The 18660-nt window shown below is 39.2% G+C and carries 9 protein-coding genes and 1 pseudogene; 2 read left to right on the top strand and 8 right to left on the bottom strand.

From position 1 onward, the window contains the following. The first annotated feature begins 313 nt into the window (after window positions 1–313). Window positions 314–1054, top strand: a complete 741-nt coding sequence (locus BGL89_RS05325) for a PEP-CTERM sorting domain-containing protein (protein ID WP_286824798.1) — start codon at window positions 314–316, stop codon at window positions 1052–1054. Between the two features lie 17 nt (window positions 1055–1071). On the opposite strand, the gene BGL89_RS05320 is transcribed toward BGL89_RS05325, so the two are convergent. From BGL89_RS05320 to BGL89_RS05295, 6 genes are all read right to left on the bottom strand, one after another. After that, a complete protein-coding gene (locus BGL89_RS05320) occupies window positions 1072–1884 on the bottom strand; it encodes an SDR family oxidoreductase (protein ID WP_286824797.1) in 813 nt (270 codons plus the stop codon). Between the two features lie 83 nt (window positions 1885–1967). After that, on the bottom strand, window positions 1968–3296 hold the full coding sequence (locus BGL89_RS05315) for an aminotransferase class I/II-fold pyridoxal phosphate-dependent enzyme (RefSeq protein WP_286824796.1): 1329 nt from the start codon (window positions 3294–3296) through the stop codon (window positions 1968–1970). 21 nt (window positions 3297–3317) lie between these two features. After that, window positions 3318–8948: a type I polyketide synthase gene (locus tag BGL89_RS05310; protein ID WP_286824795.1), complete on the bottom strand. Its 5631-nt coding sequence runs from the start codon at window positions 8946–8948 to the stop codon at window positions 3318–3320. A 122-nt stretch (window positions 8949–9070) separates the two neighbouring features. Further along, entirely contained in the window at window positions 9071–13807 is a 4737-nt protein-coding gene (locus BGL89_RS05305; protein WP_286824793.1) for a type I polyketide synthase, read from the bottom strand. Window positions 13808–13915: 108 nt separating this feature from the next. After that, window positions 13916–15712 carry an NAD(P)/FAD-dependent oxidoreductase gene (locus BGL89_RS05300; RefSeq protein WP_286824792.1) on the bottom strand — a complete coding sequence of 599 codons (1797 nt, stop codon included), beginning with the start codon at window positions 15710–15712 and terminating at the stop codon, window positions 13916–13918. A 62-nt stretch (window positions 15713–15774) separates the two neighbouring features. Continuing rightward, window positions 15775–16038 carry an acyl carrier protein gene (locus tag BGL89_RS05295; protein ID WP_008206984.1) on the bottom strand — a complete coding sequence of 88 codons (264 nt, stop codon included), beginning with the start codon at window positions 16036–16038 and terminating at the stop codon, window positions 15775–15777. 285 nt (window positions 16039–16323) lie between these two features. On the opposite strand from BGL89_RS05295, the gene BGL89_RS05290 reads away from it, so the two are divergent. Then, the gene (locus tag BGL89_RS05290; protein ID WP_286824790.1) at window positions 16324–16839 is read left to right on the top strand and encodes a hypothetical protein; all 516 of its coding nucleotides are present in this window, start codon (window positions 16324–16326) and stop codon (window positions 16837–16839) included. A gap of 103 nt (window positions 16840–16942) precedes the next feature. Here the strand turns inward: BGL89_RS05290 and BGL89_RS05285 are convergent, their stop codons facing one another. Both BGL89_RS05285 and BGL89_RS21450 read right to left on the bottom strand, forming a co-directional pair. Then, window positions 16943–17845: a helix-turn-helix transcriptional regulator gene (locus BGL89_RS05285; protein WP_286824789.1), complete on the bottom strand. Its 903-nt coding sequence runs from the start codon at window positions 17843–17845 to the stop codon at window positions 16943–16945. A 719-nt stretch (window positions 17846–18564) separates the two neighbouring features. Continuing rightward, window positions 18565–18660, bottom strand: a pseudogene (locus BGL89_RS21450) (IS1 family transposase); the annotation flags it as partial.

The following is an 18660-nucleotide window of genomic DNA, read 5'->3' as shown; positions in this document are numbered from 1 at the left end:
TACAGCACTCCACTACCAAAATTCATCTCTGTTTTCTTCGACTTCTACTACGACGATTAGCTGTATCCTAAGATACCAAATAGGTTCTATATGGGTTCCGAGATTAGTGCTATTTCCCACAAAACTCTACTCCCGCCTACTTTTCAAGCTTTTTGTCCTGTACCCAGAATAATCATACGGGGATTTCGTTCAGTTTAAAAATTAAACAAAGCTAAAAATTATCCTTACTAAATTTATTCTTCCTTTAAAATTAAGGAGACTATCTCTACTCTTTTTCTCCAAAATGACTTTATTCTTGAGAACGACCCCCCCCATGAACCAAGTTATGAACTTGGTAGGATTAACAGCGATTGTTACGATTTCCACTGGCACTGCAGTCCTAGCTAAACCTGTCATTTATGCAGAAACAGGAGGACAAGAAAGCCTGATATTATATCCTAATGGACTCGCTGTTTTAGAAACAATTGGCCTAACTCTAAATAGCGCAAATAGCACTACTACACCCAAGCCTGGTTATGATATTGGGGCTTTACTCTTACCCCCTAGCACAGACCCTGGGGTTCGGGGAACAACTTTCACCTTTCTATATGACGATCAAGATGGTTTTTATCTTCCTTTATCGGGATCTGAGGAGTTTTTAGGAACTTTTGTTTTTGATGTTGATAATAATCTTCTTCCTGGTCTTGGATATCAGTTTGTGTTTGGCAATTTTTCTAATAGTTTTGATCAAACGTTTAGCTTTTTTCTGACAGATACAACATCAAGTTCTCTTCCTCCTATGTTCCGTGCACTTGACGTTGTAGCTCCCGGTTTCCCTGATGTCGATCTTAATACTCAAACTTGGGTTGAAGAAGACATTGATCTTTTGATTTCAGAAGAGTTAAGTAATTTTTTGCTCAATGCAGGAGCTTCTCAGTCAGTAGCAGGAATCAAACTGGCTAAAGCGAGAGCAGATCGCAATTTTGTGGCTGTGACGACTGTTCCTGAACCCAATATGGTCATTGCTTTAATCACGACGATCTTTGCCGCCTTTTCCCTAAAGAAACTAAAATAAAAGAAATATTGAGCGGGTTACTCTTTTTTCTGATTAACTATTCTGTCAAAATACCTATGAATGATTGGAGCGAGTAAACTATGTCCAATTTGTAAAATTTTGGCTTCCCCTCCTGGTGTAATGGCGAAATCTTTTCTTTTAATGCCATTGATAATGACTTGTGCCACTTCTTCAGGTTTCCAGATTTTTGTGCTACTTGTGATCAATTTAGTTTCATAAGGTTTAGTCAAATTTTCGGCAGCGAGTTGAGGGGTGTCAGTATCAGGGGGATAGACAATAGAAACCCCAATATCAAAGGGTTTTAGTTCTCCTCGTAAAGATTCAGCTAACCCACGCACTGCAAATTTGGATGGACTATAAGCACTATAGCCATATACACCGATTAAGCCAGCAACTGAGGATATCATAACGATGTGTCCCTGTTGCTGGTCTATCATTGATGGTAAAGCAGCTTTAATGGCATAAAGTGTGCCAAAGTAGTTAATATTCATGGTTTCTTCAAATACTGTCAAAGGCAGTTCCTGAAAATATCCCGGATGTGCAATTCCTGCTGAGGTAATAACTAAGGTGGGTGGGCCGAGTTCCTCAATGGCCTTGGTTATTGCTGTTTGAATTTCGTCGAACTGTGTAACTGATGCAGATAGACAAACCACCCGTTGTTCGGGAAAAATTTTAACGGCCTCAATTTCGGCTTGCGCTTGCAATAGTACATCTTGACGACGAGCAATAATCGATAGATGTGCGCCTTCTGCGGCCAACATAATGGCTGTTGCTTTGCCAATTCCACTCGAACCACCCGTAATAATGACGTGCTTTTGATAAAAATCCATAATTAAGACTGAATGCATTACATCTGCTGTCTGGGTGGGCAAAGCCCACCCTACATATAGGTTAACTGGTAAACCCTGAGACCTTAAGACAACTCAATTTTAGCCCATTCTTCCGCTAATGTTTTCACGGTAAAACGAATTTGAGCTTCAGTATGAGTGGAATTGAGGAAAAAGCGTAAACGAGCAGCATTTTCAGGGGCAGCAGGATAAATCATTGGCATTACATTAATACCGCGATTAATCAAGGCTTGAGAAAGCCGAACACAAGCTAAGGATTTGCCAACAATCACGGGAATAATCGGTGTATCTTTACTATAACCCGTATTCAATCCTTCTTGTTGGGCTAATTCTAGAAAGAGAGTAGCTGTTTGGTGCAAACGGGTGACTCTTTGGGGTTCAGCTTTCAGTAAACGGATAGAAGCTAAAGCCGAAGCCGTATTAGGCGGAGAAATACCCACACTATAGACAAATCCAGGTGCAGTATATTTGAGATAATCAATTAATTCTCGGCAACCTGCAATGTAACCCCCACAACTGGCAAAAGACTTACTAAGCGTTCCCATCCATAAATCTACATCATGACGATTAATATCAAAATATTCCCCAATCCCGTGGCCGTTTTGACCAACAGTACCGATAGAATGGGCTTCATCAATCATTAATAAAGCATGATGTCGCTTTTTAACCTCGATAAATTTGGGTAAATCAGGAATATCCCCATCCATACTATATGCACCTTCAATAAGAATTACGACCCGTTTGTATTTATGTCGTTCTTCTTGAAGAATTCTGTCTAAAGCCTGCCAGCTATTATGGGGAAAAGCGCGACAAGTTGCCCCAGAAAGCACCGCACCTTGGAAAGAACTATCATGAATCAGAGAATCATGCAGAATTAAGTCTTCCTCCTTAAATAAGTGACCAATGGTGGTGACATTAGTAGAGTGACCACCCACATAGACAATGGAACTTTCAACCCCAATAAGATCGGCAATTTCCTGTTCTAATTCTTGATGCAAAGGAATTTCCCCAGAAATTAAACGACTCGCAGAAACAGAACTTCCATATTTTTGGGTTGCGTCTTGTACAGCCTTTTGGACAATCGGATCACCAGACATCGCTATGTAGTTGTAACTCGAAAAGTTAATTAACTCTTGACCCTCAACTAAAGTTGTGTCTTTATTAACGCCTTCATGAGCTTTAAAGTAAGGATTTGATTGTCCATTAGCTTCAAATTCATTCAGCATATTTTTCAAAGCAATATACTCAGGAAAATCTTTGAAGACATAGTATTCGGTCGGAATTTCACGAGCAGTAGGAACAGCCGACGGATTTTGTTGTTTTAACAGTTGAGCTAAAAGTGAGCGTTTTTCTTCAGCCGATAAAGCCGATAAATTTTGTGTTTGAGTGGTCATGACTATACTCCTGTAATAAGTTTAAGAAATCATGGAATTGAGAAGCTGTTCAACTTCTTGATCGCTGAGTTGATCGAGATTGTCTAAGAGATGAGAAGAATCAGGGGACATCTTAATGGATGGGTCAGCCATTGATTCAGTGAGATGGATATCCCCCAAACGTTGTTTAATCTCAGTCGATAAACTGGTTACTGTGACTCCTCCGACAAATAAAGCTAGAGGAATATCTATCTTTAAGCCAGAACTCAGACGATTTTTTAGTTCAGCACTCATTAAAGAATCAAGCCCCATCTCATCCAAGGGCTGATTGAGTGGGAGTTGGCTAGGATCTAACCCTAAAATTCTTGTGACCGTCTCAACGACATAATCGAGTAAAATCTGATCATAATCATCAACGGTAGCTGTTTGTAATTGCCCCAACAGTTGTTCTGTCTCTACTGTGGCTTGCTCCTGATGAATCGATTGAGAGATTTTAGTCGTTAATTCCGAGAAAAAGGGTGTTTGAGTAGCAAAAGGAAGCTCTTGAACAAATTTAGCCCAATCAATCCCTAAGATCCCTAGACATTCTTCATCAGATCGAAGTAAATTCCCCAATATTGATAACCCTTGTTGGGGCATAATTTGACTGATTCCCTGTTTCTCTAGACGAATTTGATGATCTTCTCCTAATCGGGTAGCCATACCCGTTTGAGCCCAAGGCCCCCACTGAAGACTCATCCCTGGTAAACCCAAACTTTGACGATAATAGGCGAGTCCATCGAGAAAGGCATTAGCGGTTGCATAATTTCCCTGTCCTGGAGAACCCAGCAAGGCGGCTGCAGAAGAGAAAAGAATAAAGAAATCTAGGGATAAGTCGGCTGAGAGACAATGTAAATTCCAAGCACCAGCCATCTTCGGAGAAAGCACTTTACTAAAACGTTCCCAGTTTAAAGTCGATAAAGTTCCGTCATCTAAAATGCCAGCCCCATGAATGATTCCACGCAGAGGGGGTAAAGACGTTTGAATGTTTTGGAAGACTTTTTCAAGTTGGCAGTAATCTGATACATCAGCTTGAGCTAAAATAATTTCTGCACCTTTGGTTTTCAACTCTTCTAAAGAATGGGATACAGTTTCATCAGGTTCACGACGAGAGAGTAAAACCAGATGTTTTGCGCCTTGTTCAACTAAGGATTGAGCAATGAGTAGACCCAGAGAACCTAACCCCCCTGTGATGAGATAGGTGCTATGACTATCAACTGTAACCAGATGAGTTGATTTTGCTGGAGAACAAGGGATTAAACGAGCGACAAAACGAGAGCCTTGACGATAGGCAATTCTGTCTTCAAGGGTATGACTCAAGAACTCCTCTATGAGCATTTCTGCTTCATTTTCCGCCTTTTCAGAAGCAAGGTCTATGGTAGCACATTGTAATTTAGGATGTTCTAGGTTGATCACACGAGCCAGTCCCGATAAACCACTATGTTGCGGTTGGGTAGGAACTGTTTCTGTTCCAATGGCTTGAACATCGCGAGTCACTAACCAAAAACGAAATTCTGGCGCAAGAATGGTTTCACTGAGAGCTTGAACCAAATGAAGGGTGCTACCAACGCTTAAAAATTGCGATTCTTGCAAATGTTGAGCATTTTCAATGGGCTTTCCTTCAGATTCTAAACTCCAAAGATGAACAATCCCTTGTAAGGGTAATTGGTTTTCTTGAATGTCTTCAAGTAATTGCTTAAAGTGTTGAGGTTGAGCAGGATCAATAGTATAGTGCCAAGCATCTAATTTTTGATAAGCTTCTCCTAACGTTACGGTAAACAATTGATGTCCTTGTTTTTGTAACGGTTGAGTTAGTTGAGTTTCCAATGATGATTGATCGGCGAAAATAAGCCAATTCCCTTGTGTTTGGGAGGGGACATCCTTAGTCAAGGTAGTTAGTGTTTGAGGTTGCCAATCGACTTTATATAACCAATTATTGACAGCTGCTTGCCAACTTTTCTGTAACACTTGACGAGGAATTTTTTTGCCTTGAAATCCTGTTACTTTAGCAATCAATTGATTGTATTGATCGAAGAGTTCTATATCTAAGACAACTTCCTTGTTATTCATCTGAGATCCTAAAGAACGACGAGCATAGCACCATAATTGAGAACTGCTAGGACGCTCAAAAAATTCCAATTTTTCAATACTGAAGGGAATGACCGTTTCGGCTTGATCGACATTCTGATCTAACATAACGACTAACATTTGGAAACAAGCATCAATTAAAGTCGGATGTATTTGATAATCTGAGAGGTCTTTAGAGTCTTTTAAAGGGTCAGGAATTCCCATTTTCCCAATTGCTTCTGCTTCAGTTTGCCACACAGACTCAAGCCATTGAAACGTTGAACCTAAATGAATTTCTCGTTGCGCTAAATGGCTGTAAAGTTCTGCTCCCGTCATCATCCGTTCACAGCGAGAGATGATTTGTTCAGGGATGATCTGGCTCAATTCAGGCTGAGAAGAAAGGGGTTGACGGACCATTCGGCCTGTCCCATGTACTTGCCAAGAATGATCACCCTTAGTATTGGCATGGTGATTGAGACTAATCAGTTGAAAATTCCCTTGATTTTGATTTTCATGAGGTGTAATTGCTAATTGAACTAAACGCCCCCCCTGTGAAGGAATAACGAGAGCTTCAGGGAAAATAACTTGCTCTAAACAATATCTGGCATTCTTAAAAGTAATTTCAGATGCACCTAGCAGCAAAGATAAATGAAATGCGCCGGGGACGACCACCTGATCATAAATTTTGTGGTCGGCTAAAAAGGGCAAAGTGTCAAGACCTAAATAAGATTCAAACAGAGTTTTTTCTAACAGAGGAGAACTGAGTTGTCGCTCTAAAAGGGGATGAATCTTGGGGGTGTCACTTGAGGCTTTTAAAGGTTGTTGTGCTGTACTGAGATCAAGCCAATAAGACTGACGTTGGAAGGGATAAGTCGGTAAGGTAAGATATTGATGGGGATAATCTGTCTCAAAATTTTTCCAGTTAATGTTAACCCCTGAGACATACAACTTCCCTAAAGTTTCTAAAACCTGTTGCCATTCTTCCTTACCAGGGCGTAACGTAGGCAGCCATTGGGCTTGATGCTGTGGAAAACATTGACTGGCCATCCCTAATAAAATCGGTTTTGCGCCAATCTCCACAAAGATTTCGTATTCATTGTCCACCAACGTTGCGATCGCAGGGGCAAATTGTACGGTTTGACGAATATGATTACACCAATATTCAGGATTAGCCATTTCTTGATCAATCACCTTGCCCGTTAGATTAGAAATGATGTCAATTTGAGGTCTTTGATAGTTAATTTGACTCGTTAATTCCCGAAACTCAGCGATCATCGGTTCCATTAAAGGAGAATGGAAAGCATGAGAGACTAAAAGTTGAGTCGTTTTGATCTCTTTTTGGCTTAAAATCTCACTAAAGCGTTCGATAGCTGGCGTTGTACCAGAAATGACCACCGACTGGGGTCCATTAATCGCAGCAATGGCGATCTTGCGAGTGAAACCCGACTGTTTAATCAAGGTTTGGAGGGTTTCTGCGTCTGTCATAACGGCTTTCATTTGACCGTTAGGAGGTAATTTTTGCATTAAACGCCCCCGCCCTGCTACTAATTTTAGGGCTTCAGGAAGGGTGAAAACCCCAGCAACGGTAGCAGCAACATATTCCCCTAAACTATGACCCATCACTGCATTCGGTTGAACATTCCAAGATAACCACATTTGAGCAAGTGCATATTCAATCGCAAATAAAGCAGGTTGAGTGTAAGCAGTTTGCGTAATTAGTTGACTATTCTCATCATCAGGATAAAGAACCGACAAAAGCGGTTGCTCTAATTCTGAACGGAGAAGTTGATCGCACTCATCTAAAATACGTCGAAACGTCGGTTGAGTTTCATACAATTGCCGTCCCATCTCTACATATTGGCAACCTTGTCCTGTAAATAAAAAGGCAATTTTCTGATTTTGACGAGATTCTAGGGTATGTTTCAGTAAATTAGGAACAGGTTGTTGCTGACGAAAAGCAGCTAAATTTTTTCTCACTTCTTCAGAAGACTGTACCACCATCGCCAAACGATGACTGAAATTGTCGCGTCCTGTATTTGCACTAAAGGCCAAGTCAGTCACCTTCGTTTCTGGGTGGTCTTGTAAATAGGTTTCCCATTGAAGAGCTAATGCTTTTAAGGCGGTTTCACTTTTAGCGGATAATTTTAAAAGATGAAAAGGACGAGAGAATGATGCCGGTGTATGGGTCAATTGAGGAGCTTCTTCGATAATCAGATGGGCATTCGTTCCACTTAGTCCAAAACCACTAATACTTGCCATTCTAGGCGTTTCTGTTTGTTCCCAAGGTATGAGGTGGGTGGGAATTTTGAGAAACTGAGCAGAAGCAGCAATATCTGGATTAAGTTCTTTAAAATTAAGATGAGGAGGAATCTGTTTATGTTGCAATGATAAAATAACTTTGAGCAAACTGGCCATTCCAGCTGCGGTTTCAAGATGACCAATATTCGTTTTCACTGAACCAATCATTAAGGGATTATCCTGAGAACGACCTTGAGCAAAAATTTCATGAATTCCTCGCACTTCAATCGGATCACCCAAAGCCGTCCCAGTCCCATGAGCTTCAAAATAACTAATCTGTTCAGGACTAACCTTTCCATTTTCGAGCGCTTGACGAATCACCGCCTGTTGTGCTGTTACGTTGGGAACAGTCAGTCCGCTACTGGGCCCATCTTGATTAACGGCTGAACCACGAATGACTGCCAAAATAGGGTCATTATCAGCGATCGCATCACTCAGACGTTTCAAAATGACAACGCCGCATCCTTCTCCTCGGACATAACCATTAGCCTCCTTATCAAAGGTTTTACAACGACCATCAGGGGATAAAGCTTTTGTTTTACAAAGATAGAGTGTCGATTCAGGAGATAGCATTAAACTGACTCCACCTGCTAAAGCTAAGTTAGATTCTCCATTGCGTAAACTCTGACAAGCCAAATGAATCGCCACTAAAGAAGTAGAACAAGCAGTATCTATTGCGATACTGGGGCCTTGTAGTCCCAACAAATAAGATAAGCGTCCTGAAGCAAAACAAGCAGCATTACCTGATCCGGTATAAGTATCAATGAGAAGATGATTTTTGACTTGCCATTTAGCATAATCATCAGAGCCAATCCCCATAAATACACCTGTTTGTGTTCCTTTGAGGGTTGATGGCATTATCCCAGCATTTTCTAGGGCTTCCCAACTTACTTCTAATAAAAGTCTTTGTTGGGGATCAAGAGAAATGGCTTCCCTGGGGAGAATCCCAAAAAAGAGGGGGTCAAACTGATCAACGTTTTCAATAAAACCTCCATAGCGAGTATACATTTTATTAGGAACATCAGGATTTTCATCATAATAGGCTTTGATATCCCATCTTTGCGGTGGTACAGGGGTAATAGCATCTTTTCCTTGACTTAATAATTCCCAAAAACTGTCTGGGGTATTTGACCCTCCTGGAAAGCGACAACCTGTACCCACAATAGCAATAGGTTCGTTTTTTTGTTGCTCCAAAGACTCAATTTTTCTCCGAGCTTCTTTGAGTCCAATAATTGCTTTTTGTAAGGGGGTTAATGTTTGAGTGGTCATGTTAAACTTCTCCTTTTAACGCCGATGACGCTTAATTAATATTTTAGAGATTTTCTGCTTGAGAGAACATAGATTTTTTTGACAAAAAATGGATTTTTTTTTGACCTTTCTTGAGAACTTTTTTAGGCAATCAAGGCTTGTAAGTCTGCCAATTCCTGTTCCATCAAAGCTTCTGTTTCTGCTTCTGAAAGTGACTCCAATTCAGCAAGCACTTGGTTAAGTTCTACAGCATCCGTTGACCCTATTTCCGAAGAAACCTCAGAATTGTCAGAATTTAATTCCCAAGCAAATACTTCTTGGACAAAATACCGTGCTACATCTCTAATCGTGGGATACTCAAAAGCAAAGGTAGAAGGTAAAGAGACAGAAAATAAGCCTTCTAGGCGATGTTTGAGTTCTACTGACATTAAAGAATCCATTCCCATCTCAAAGAACCCTTGATCAGTGTCGGGCAAGCTGGATCGACGAATTCCTAAGACTTGCGCTACTTCTTGCTGTAAACGAGTGGTTAATAGGGTGACTCGTCGGTGAGGAGGGTTTTTTTGGATGGTTTGAGGGAAATTCTCGACCGTTTGCACAAAATTGTCCTGATCTTGCTTGAATAACGCTTCTAAGAAAGCCACCCGTCCTTTTGCTGCAACAATCGTTTTAAACTTAGACCAATCAATCTCTGCTACCATTGTTTGAGTAACATTACCATTGATTAGAGCATCTAAAGTATCTAGGGCTAAATTAGGTTGTAATGGATTGATTCCCAGGCGTTTTAAGCCTTCTTCATAGCCTTGCGTGGCCATTCCCCCTTTAGCCCAAGGTCCCCAGTTAATGCTTAACCCTGTGAGTCCAGACTCTCGACGGTAGTGCATTAAACCATCTAAGAAATGGTTGGCAGCAGCATAGTGAATTTGACCTCGTGATCCGATTAAAGCAGACATGGAAGAGAAACAAACAAAGAAATCTAAGGATAAATCTTGAGAAAGTTGGTGTAAATTCCACGCTCCTGCTGCTTTAGGATTAAATACGCTCTCAAAACAATCGAAATCCATCTTGTCAATGTTGCGATCGCTTAAAACCCCTGCCGCATGAATAATACCCTGTAAGGGAGGACAATTTTCTTGAATTTGGTGAAAAAGTTGACGGGTTTGTTGATAATCACTAACATCAGCGGCAATTACTTGAATAGTAGCCCCTTTATCCTCTAAAGCTTTGATTTTTACCTGTTTATCCCTTGAATGGTCAGCTAAGGCTCGCCGACTGGTTAAGATTAAATGATTTGCACCTTTTTCAATTAACCAATCTGCTAAACTTAATCCTAAAGAGCCTAAGCCCCCAGTAATGAGATAACTGGCTTCTGTCTTCTTAAAATTGACGTTTGAGCTTTTTATTGCTTTATTAGGTACTAAACGGGCAACATATCGTTGATGATCCCGAAAAGCGATGCGATCTTCTCCTAGATTTTCTGTTATTTCAGCAATAATTGCTTGAGACGATGGTTGTTTTTCTTCTAAATCAATCAATCCTCCCCATAAATTAGGATATTCAAGGGCAATGACTTGACCCATTCCCCATAAGGACGTTTGCGCTATTTTAAGCGGTTTAACAGCATCATTCACCGGTTGTGCTTGTTGTGTTATGACCCAAAGTTTAGGGGGTTCTTTAGTTTTAAATTGAGCTAAAGCTTGTGTTAGATACAATAAACTGGCATAAGAACGAGTTTGAGAGGGTTGGGAGTTAATATCGCTGTCTAACCCCCATAAATAGACCACTTTGGTGATTGGTTCAGTTATATCTTGTAACAACCGTTGAAAATCCTTATCATTATTAGGATTAATTTGATAATGACCTGACACCAACTTCTGATAAGTTTGACCAAAAGACACCAAAATATAAGCATCATTTAGCGTTGTTGCTAAGGCTTTACCAACTCCTTGATTATCATTAAAAATTAACCACCGTTCTCCTTGAGAAGGCTTATTTTTTAAGTTTAAAGGACTGAGTTGCCATTCCACTTGATAACAGTTTTTACTAACATCCTGTAGGATAGGCATCTTGCCTGTTATTGTTGCATCTTCCCCAACCAATAACTGTAATAATTGTGGTAAAAACTGCTTGACCTCAGGTGATAATTGATCACTTTGATTTAACTGTTCCGTTAGTTGTTCAGTTTTGCCTTCAACTAATAAATTAAGTAAACTAGAAGCAGAAGAAACAGACTTAAATTGAGGTTTAGCATCATTTACCCAATAAGATTCATGTTGCCAAGGATAAAGCGGTAACTTAACAAACTGACAATTTTCGGGATATAATTTTTCCCAATTAATCGACTGTCCCCAAGTGTAGAGCTTTCCTAAAGAATTTAATAGCGTTCCCCGTTCAGAATGTTCTCGTCTTAGAGAGGGTAAAACAAATCCCTCAGTATCTTGTTCTCGTAAGGTACTTTTAATATATCCCAATAAAACCGGATGGGGGCTGATTTCAACAAAGATAGTATGACGAGATTTAATCATTGCTTCAATAGCAGGGTTAAAACGTACCGTCTGACGCATATTTTGTCCCCAATAAGCAGCATTAAATAATGTCCCCTCTTGTTGATCACCTGTTACGGTTGAGAAAATTGGTATGGTGCTTTTTTGAGGCTGAAGCTCTCCTAATTTTTTAACTAAATTATCCGCAAAAGTAGTCATTTGTTGACTATGAAAAGCATAATTAACAGGGAGTTCTTTGTAGAAAATATGAGGATGGTTTTGGGACAATTCAGCAATTAATTGATCAATCGATTGAGACTCCCCAGATACAACCGTTGAATAGGGACTATTAATGGCAGCAACTTCTAATTCATTTTCCCAAGCAGCCATTAAATTTTCTACCTCATTAACAGGTAATTCAATCGCAAGCATTTTTCCATTTCCTGTTGCTTGCTGCATCAATTGTCCGCGCTGACAAATCAAATGAATGGCTTCCTCAAGAGTTAGAATTCCCGCAAAATGGGCAGCTGCAACTTCTCCCAAGCTGTGACCAACCACAGATTTAGGATTAATCCCCCAAGATTGCCATAATTTAGCTAATCCAACTTGTAAAGCGAATAAAGCAGGTTGAGAAACTTCTGTTTCTTGTAAACGAGATTGAGCTTCAGACGCATTAAATTCCGCTAATAATGACCAGTTAGCATACTTTTGAATCAAAGTATCACATTGTTTAATAACAGAGCGAAAAACGGGTTCTGTTGCTAATAATTCCCGTCCCATTGCCCACCATTGAGGTCCTTGGCCAGAAAAGACAAAAGCAATGTTTGTTTTACGTTTTGAAGGCTTAGATTGAGTCGATAAATCAATCGTTTCTAACTCTTTTAAACCCTTCAATAATTCTTCAGGAGAATGAACCACAACCGCCTGACGATGAGCATGATGAGTCCGTCTTAAACTAGCACTATAGCAAAGATTCTGGACAAATTCAGCGGTTAAAGCTTGATCTTTCAGGAAATCTTCATAATTTTGAGCTAAATCTTTAACCGCTTCTTGACTATGGGCAGATAAAGGAAGTAAATGAGGGAAAGTTAAGGAAATTGGTTCTTGGTGAGATAAATTAGCTTCTTCTAAGATAAGATGAGCGTTTGTTCCCGAAAATCCAAAAGAACTAATTCCCACCTTGGCGGATGTTTCCTGTTGTGGCCAGGTAATTAAAGATGATTGAAGCTTAAGGGGTAACTTATCAAAGGGAATATAAGGATTCGGCTTGTTAAAATGCAGACTGGGCGGAATTTGCTGGTTTTTCAGGGAGAGTGCCATCTTAATCACACTGGCAATTCCTGCCGCTGCTTCGAGATGTCCTATATTACTTTTTACCGATCCCACCAAACAAGGATTATCCTTGTCTCGTCCTTCTTCTAACACAGATCCCAAGGCTATCGCTTCGATGGGATCGCCTAAAGATGTTCCAGTCCCGTGCAATTCCACATAATTAAGCTCTTTTGGCTCAATTTCTGCATTTTTCAAGGCTGATCGAATCAAGCTTTCTTGTGCTGGTCCATAAGGAACCGTTAACCCCTTGCTGCGTCCATCATGATTAATAGCAGTTCCTCTAATCAACGCATAAATGGAATCATTGTCTGCGATCGCTTGAGCCAACGGTTTGAGAATAATACAACCGACTCCCTCACTTCGCACATATCCATTGGCACTTTCATCAAAGGTTTTGCAACGTCCATCAGGAGACAAGGCTTTCAATTTGCTTAACGCAATATTACCAATAGGGGATAAAATCAGGTTAATTCCCGATGCGATCGCCATTGAAGACTCATCATTCCATAAACTTTGACAAGCGAGATGCACTGCGACCAAAGAGGAAGAACAAGCCGTATCTACCGCTAAACTAGGACCTTTTAAGTTAAAAAGATAGGAAAGACGACCGGCTGCGATATTTGTGCAGTTTCCTGTTAAATCATAGCCTTGGGGATGGTGGCTATATCCTGCATGGATGCGACTATAATCGTTTGTGGCAATTCCCACAAATACACCTGTTTTCGATCCTGCCAATTGTTCCCGTGTTATTCCTGCATCTTCAATGGTTTCCCATGCGACTTCTAGGAGTAAGCGTTGCTGAGGGTCCATTAATACGGCTTCTCTGGGGGAAATTCCGAAAAAATTAGCATCAAACCCATCAACTTGCGATAAAAATCCCCCATAACGAGAATTCATTTTCCCCTGTGTTTCAGGATTCTCATCATAATATTCATTAATATTCCAGCGCTCCTTAGGAATTTCGGTGATTCCGTCAATTCCATTTGATAATAATTTCCAGAATTCATGAGGATTATTGGCTTGAGGAAAACGACAGCCAATCCCAATAATTGCAATAGGTTTCATAGTTGAGATATCCGTAATTAATAGACAGTAATTGCGTAGGGGTAAAGGTAAAAGATACTATCTTGTGATTTTTGATTTTATCTTTTACCCTAAGTGATTAACCCAAATTTAGACAATAATAGGTATTTTTTCGGGCGATATTTTCACTTCTTCTTTTACCCAAGAATTCAGTTGAGGGCGATAACGATAGTTGGTAAATTCTTGGCGAGTTTGTTCAATTTGACTATTATCAGGAATCCCTTTAGTAAAATGTTTATAAAACATTTCGCCGATCATTACTTGCAGCATATCAACAAAATGTTCAGCCAAATAGTAAAGATTTTTTCCATTTAAAAAGCCACGCCACCCAAAACCTTTCCAGAGGAATTTAGCATACCAAATTGCCCTGTAGAAATTTGTCCATTTCATAGATGCAAAGACATTAGACCGTTTGGGTTCAAGTTTGGTATTTTCGACAAAGTTATCAAAATGTTTAAGAGTATGATAATCTCCCCAAAGTTGATCGCCTCGATAACAATCCATGAAACCTAAATTTTTGCCTTGGGCAATGACTTCGTTAAATTGCTGATAAAGATGTTCACAATACCCCATTTGATATTCTTTTAAACCAGGAGTATATCGGGTGAGAAAATCTAAATCTAAAAACCATTTTCCTGTGTACATCGGAACTTGGACACCAAACCACCCGATATAATCATGATAGATCCGCCAACTCATAATACTGGCATTTCCTAACTGTTTATCATGATGTTTGATTAGATGGTTATTAAACCGCGTGTAAGTTAGGATAAAATCATTGTACGCCGCTTGTTTTTTCTCGCCAATAGCTTCTCCTACTAATTTACTGCGAATAATTTCTGTCGTACATTCAATTTGATAGGAAATCATGCTAGAACCCAAAGAATAAAAAGGATCAAAAATACAAGCTGCATCTCCAATTACATACCAATTATCGGCTGAAAACATGGTTTTGCTTGTATGAGAAGGTCGCGGTAAATAATGGAAATCAATATTTTCACCACTATTAACTAAACGATAAAGAATTTCATGATTGGCTTTTAAGAAATCATAAAATTTCTCTTTTGTGTTAATTTGATGATCAGCGATCGCTGAACGATGATAAGCAATGCCAATGGAAATTTCTTGACTATCCTTCTCGGTAGGAATCATCCATAACCAATGACCATGACCGAACCAATGATTGGTTGCATAGTAATGGCTACAAGTTGTACCATAAGGATCATAACCATCGTGAAAAATGGTGCGATCAATATTGTTAACTCTGACCCAAACAGAACCGGTATCAAGTCCAAAAAGATTATCTGCTCCAAATAGGAGATTATCGGTTTTTTTACCAATAATAAACTTACGTCCTGCGGCATCAATAACGTGCTTTGCTTTGAGAGTTATCTGTTCATTTTCGACTTTAGCGATAACGGTTTTTAGTTCATCTTTTGAGGTTAAATCAACATCTACAACTCGACCTTGATAAAAAGTTGCTCCCATCGCTTTATTCATTTTTAGGAGATCCCGTTCAAATCTTGCCCGGTTCATTTGAAAGGAAGCCAAAGGCGGTTGACGATTATTCCAAATATGATAATAATCATCAGTAGTGGTCGTTTTTTCCTTCTTTTTCGGCCAATGGAAGTTTAGTCCAAATTTGGGAGGATGATTTTCGATCATATACTCATATAGTCCCAATTCTTTGCAGACAAATAAGGTGGCAATTTCCACCATTGATTCGCCAATTTTGAGGTCTTTATTAGTTCTTTCTTCGGGACGAGGATCGATCAGTGCAATTTTAATGTTGGGAACATTTAAGAGTAAATGTCTGGCTTGACAGACCCCGGCGAAACCTGCTCCCATAATCACAACATCATAAACTTTTGTGTCAGTCGTAACCATTGGTGAAATTCTCCTAAAATGTGATGAGGAATAGAGTGAATAAGAAAGAATACAAGAAAAAGTTAAAGATATAATTCCCCTAATCGGGTTGCTAATTCAGCAATAGTAGGATAGTTAAAAATGACCACAGGATTTAATTCCTTTCCGAGCCATTTTTCTAAGCGTCCTAATAAAACTAACGCTTTTCGTGAGTCGAGTTCATAATTATCAAAAGGTTCTTCAATATCAATGTCATCAAGGTCAACATCGAGTTGTTGAGCAAACTGATCAACGAGCCAGTTTTGAATGTCTTCAACGGTACAAGGAGATTGAACAGTTGTCATCATGGGTTAAGTTCCTTTAACGTGAAAAAAGTGTTGTAGCAAACTAAGATTGCTTAACTTATATTCCTAGTTTATTCCTCTACCCATTGATCAGCCATGTTTTATTTTTCGCCAAAACTGGATTTTTTTTATTCCTATTTTTTATGGTCAAATTCAGTACGCCTTTACTATATAGATATAATGGAAAAAACTAGCAGACAATACAAAATATTATCCATTAAATTTCAACTCCTTTTTTCTTACAATAAAAGGTAACAAAGTTAAGTAGCTATTTGCTAGGTAAAAATTATGATAGATACTCATGTTCTTGACCCATCTGTTAAAGAGATTCCTTCTACTACTCAACCGATTGAAACCGCTCATAAATCTCCGCAAATGCTCCAAGAATCATTAACTTCAGCCGTTGTACAGCTTGAAACAGAACTGCAAGATAAGCTAAAAAAACTATTGTCTAAACAGGAGTATCAACTGTTGAAAATTGGGGAGAATATTAATAGCTTGACACAGGAATTAGAGCAAGCAGTTTCTGAATTTCTACAAATTGCCCAACAAGCAAATAAAACCTATAGTTCTCTACAGTTTTTGGGTCAATTTGTTGAACAAAAACCTAATAACTCACCCAATAAAGGAAGCCAAGATACCGTTAGAGTGGTTTATAGTCATGCCGCCAAATTACCGCTTCCTGTGGTAGAAAAATATGGCTTAGGGTTTATCCTAAAATATAAAACGGTTGATTTATCCCAACTAGGTATTACCCTTTCACTCTCTCGTCAATCTCCTTATCTTTCTGCCATCAAACAGTGATAATTTAAGCATTACTAAGGTGGGCATTGCCCACCTCAATGATGATTATGTAAGGTGCAAAGTTTAAATACTTAGAACCTAAAATCTAAAACTCACCCATCATTTAAGCTACTTGAGTTTGATGTTTTTCTCGCCAACGTTTAGGAGATACTTTATATAACTGACTAAAGCGACGGGAAAAATAATAGGGGTCAGTAAAACCAACGGTGGCGGCAATTTGGGTAATTGACTTATGGGTTTTCAGTAACAAGGATCGGGCTTCTAGCATTCTTCGTTCCACAATCCAATGAATAATCGTTTTGCCGGTGCGACGCTTAACTAAATTGGTTAAATAAGCAGGAGAATAACCAGCCGATCCAGCCACATCATTGAGGGTAATAGGTTGACTATAATTTGCCTCAATAAACTCAAAAACGGGTTTTAATTGAGAACTATCAGGGTAGAAACAAGCCAAAGAATCAAAGAAATTCGGTTGAGGGGTAGAAGAACGCTGTATCAACGATTGAGGAGCTTGTTTTGAGTTAACAGAAGGATGAATTCTACAAGCGTAGCCATCTTTTTCAGATTCTAGAAAATTTAAAGAACGAGCTACTATGCTTATATAATCCTGATCTCCATATTTGAGAAAGTTAACCGTAATATCGAGGGATTGATGATCCTCATAATAAGGATGTTGTGTGATCAAACGTCCAAAACCTCGACGTTGAATTAATTTCCAGTATCTAGACCAATCTGAGTTTAAAAAATCTTGAGCAGCTTCTTCTATAGTCAAATTAGATAATTGTTCTCTGGAATATCCCAATAAAGCACAAGCAGCATCATTGTAATGCTTAATCCCTCCTTGGGAATCGATCCACAATACAGATTCAGGGATTTGATTGATTAAGTATTGAATAACAGATATGGATTCAGCTATTTCTTGCTGAGGGACGGAATTAAGAAAGTTAGTCGTAGAATGAGAGAAGTTAAGGGAGTTAAGAGGGTTAAAGTTTGGAGTTAAAAGCATGAGACTGTTCCTATAATTTCCAAAATAGATGGCGGATAATTTTTTGACCACAAAAGATAGTTTTCACTAGATATGAATCTTCTTTTGTGGGATTTTTAAAACCTAGACCCAAACTAACTTTTGGATGGGTGCAAGGTTGTCATTCATACCTTGATTCAGTAACGCCCTGATTTCCTTTCTTCGATCTACAAGCGGAGATGCGTCTTTCCGCAAATTTTTAAAACCCACATTCCGCACTTCAAATTATAGTAAGTAGTCATGCAAAATTAATTAGCGACCACAGAGGGCTGAAAGCCTTGCTAGACAAGGACCGCTATGGGTAAACAATTTTATCCAAATACTTATGGCTGGTAAGCTGTTCAGCATTTAAATTTCTTGATAAGCTGTTTGAATCGGCCTCTGCCTTACCTTAGCAGATAAAATAGCAGAAATGTTGAATCCGTACATAAAACTTTACATACAAGCTGACGAGAACAGGCGTTCGCTTGGAGAGATTAAATTTCCCTCTTGCGATAAAATGGGTCTTCGTTACTTAGTATGGTTCGATAGAGTGGCATAAATGGACTAAATCCTTATCTGGCAAGAGATTTGATTGATTAGTTCGCTCTAGATTGAAAACAATTAACAAAAATCGCCAAATGTCTTTCTTTATAAGGGTTTCATCTCTTATAATCCTGTCCGTTGCATAAGACAAACGGAAGAACCGGATTAAGCCGCTATCACTTTAATCCTTTGCTTTGCTGTGCATTGTAGTCATGGATAAAATACCAAAGGGTTCCCCAACGTGATTCTCCATTTTTTTAGAGAAAGATAGA

This window comes from Microcystis sp. LSC13-02 (assembly GCA_002282935.1).
In the GTDB taxonomy this organism is placed as follows: domain Bacteria; phylum Cyanobacteriota; class Cyanobacteriia; order Cyanobacteriales; family Microcystaceae; genus Microcystis.
This window is presented reverse-complemented; position numbering and strand designations above follow the sequence as displayed.

Excerpts from the sequence above, each read along its gene's own strand:
- BGL89_RS05325 (WP_286824798.1), top strand. The coding sequence starts at position 314 with ATGAACCAAGTTATGAACTTGGTAGGATTAACAGCGATTGTTACGATT.
- BGL89_RS05320 (WP_286824797.1), bottom strand. The coding sequence starts at position 1,884 with ATGGATTTTTATCAAAAGCACGTCATTATTACGGGTGGTTCGAGTGGA.
- BGL89_RS05315 (WP_286824796.1), bottom strand. The coding sequence starts at position 3,296 with ATGACCACTCAAACACAAAATTTATCGGCTTTATCGGCTGAAGAAAAA.
- BGL89_RS05310 (WP_286824795.1), bottom strand. The coding sequence starts at position 8,948 with ATGACCACTCAAACATTAACCCCCTTACAAAAAGCAATTATTGGACTC.
- BGL89_RS05305 (WP_286824793.1), bottom strand. The coding sequence starts at position 13,807 with ATGAAACCTATTGCAATTATTGGGATTGGCTGTCGTTTTCCTCAAGCC.
- BGL89_RS05300 (WP_286824792.1), bottom strand. The coding sequence starts at position 15,712 with ATGGTTACGACTGACACAAAAGTTTATGATGTTGTGATTATGGGAGCA.
- BGL89_RS05295 (WP_008206984.1), bottom strand. The coding sequence starts at position 16,038 with ATGATGACAACTGTTCAATCTCCTTGTACCGTTGAAGACATTCAAAAC.
- BGL89_RS05290 (WP_286824790.1), top strand. The coding sequence starts at position 16,324 with ATGATAGATACTCATGTTCTTGACCCATCTGTTAAAGAGATTCCTTCT.
- BGL89_RS05285 (WP_286824789.1), bottom strand. The coding sequence starts at position 17,845 with ATGCTTTTAACTCCAAACTTTAACCCTCTTAACTCCCTTAACTTCTCT.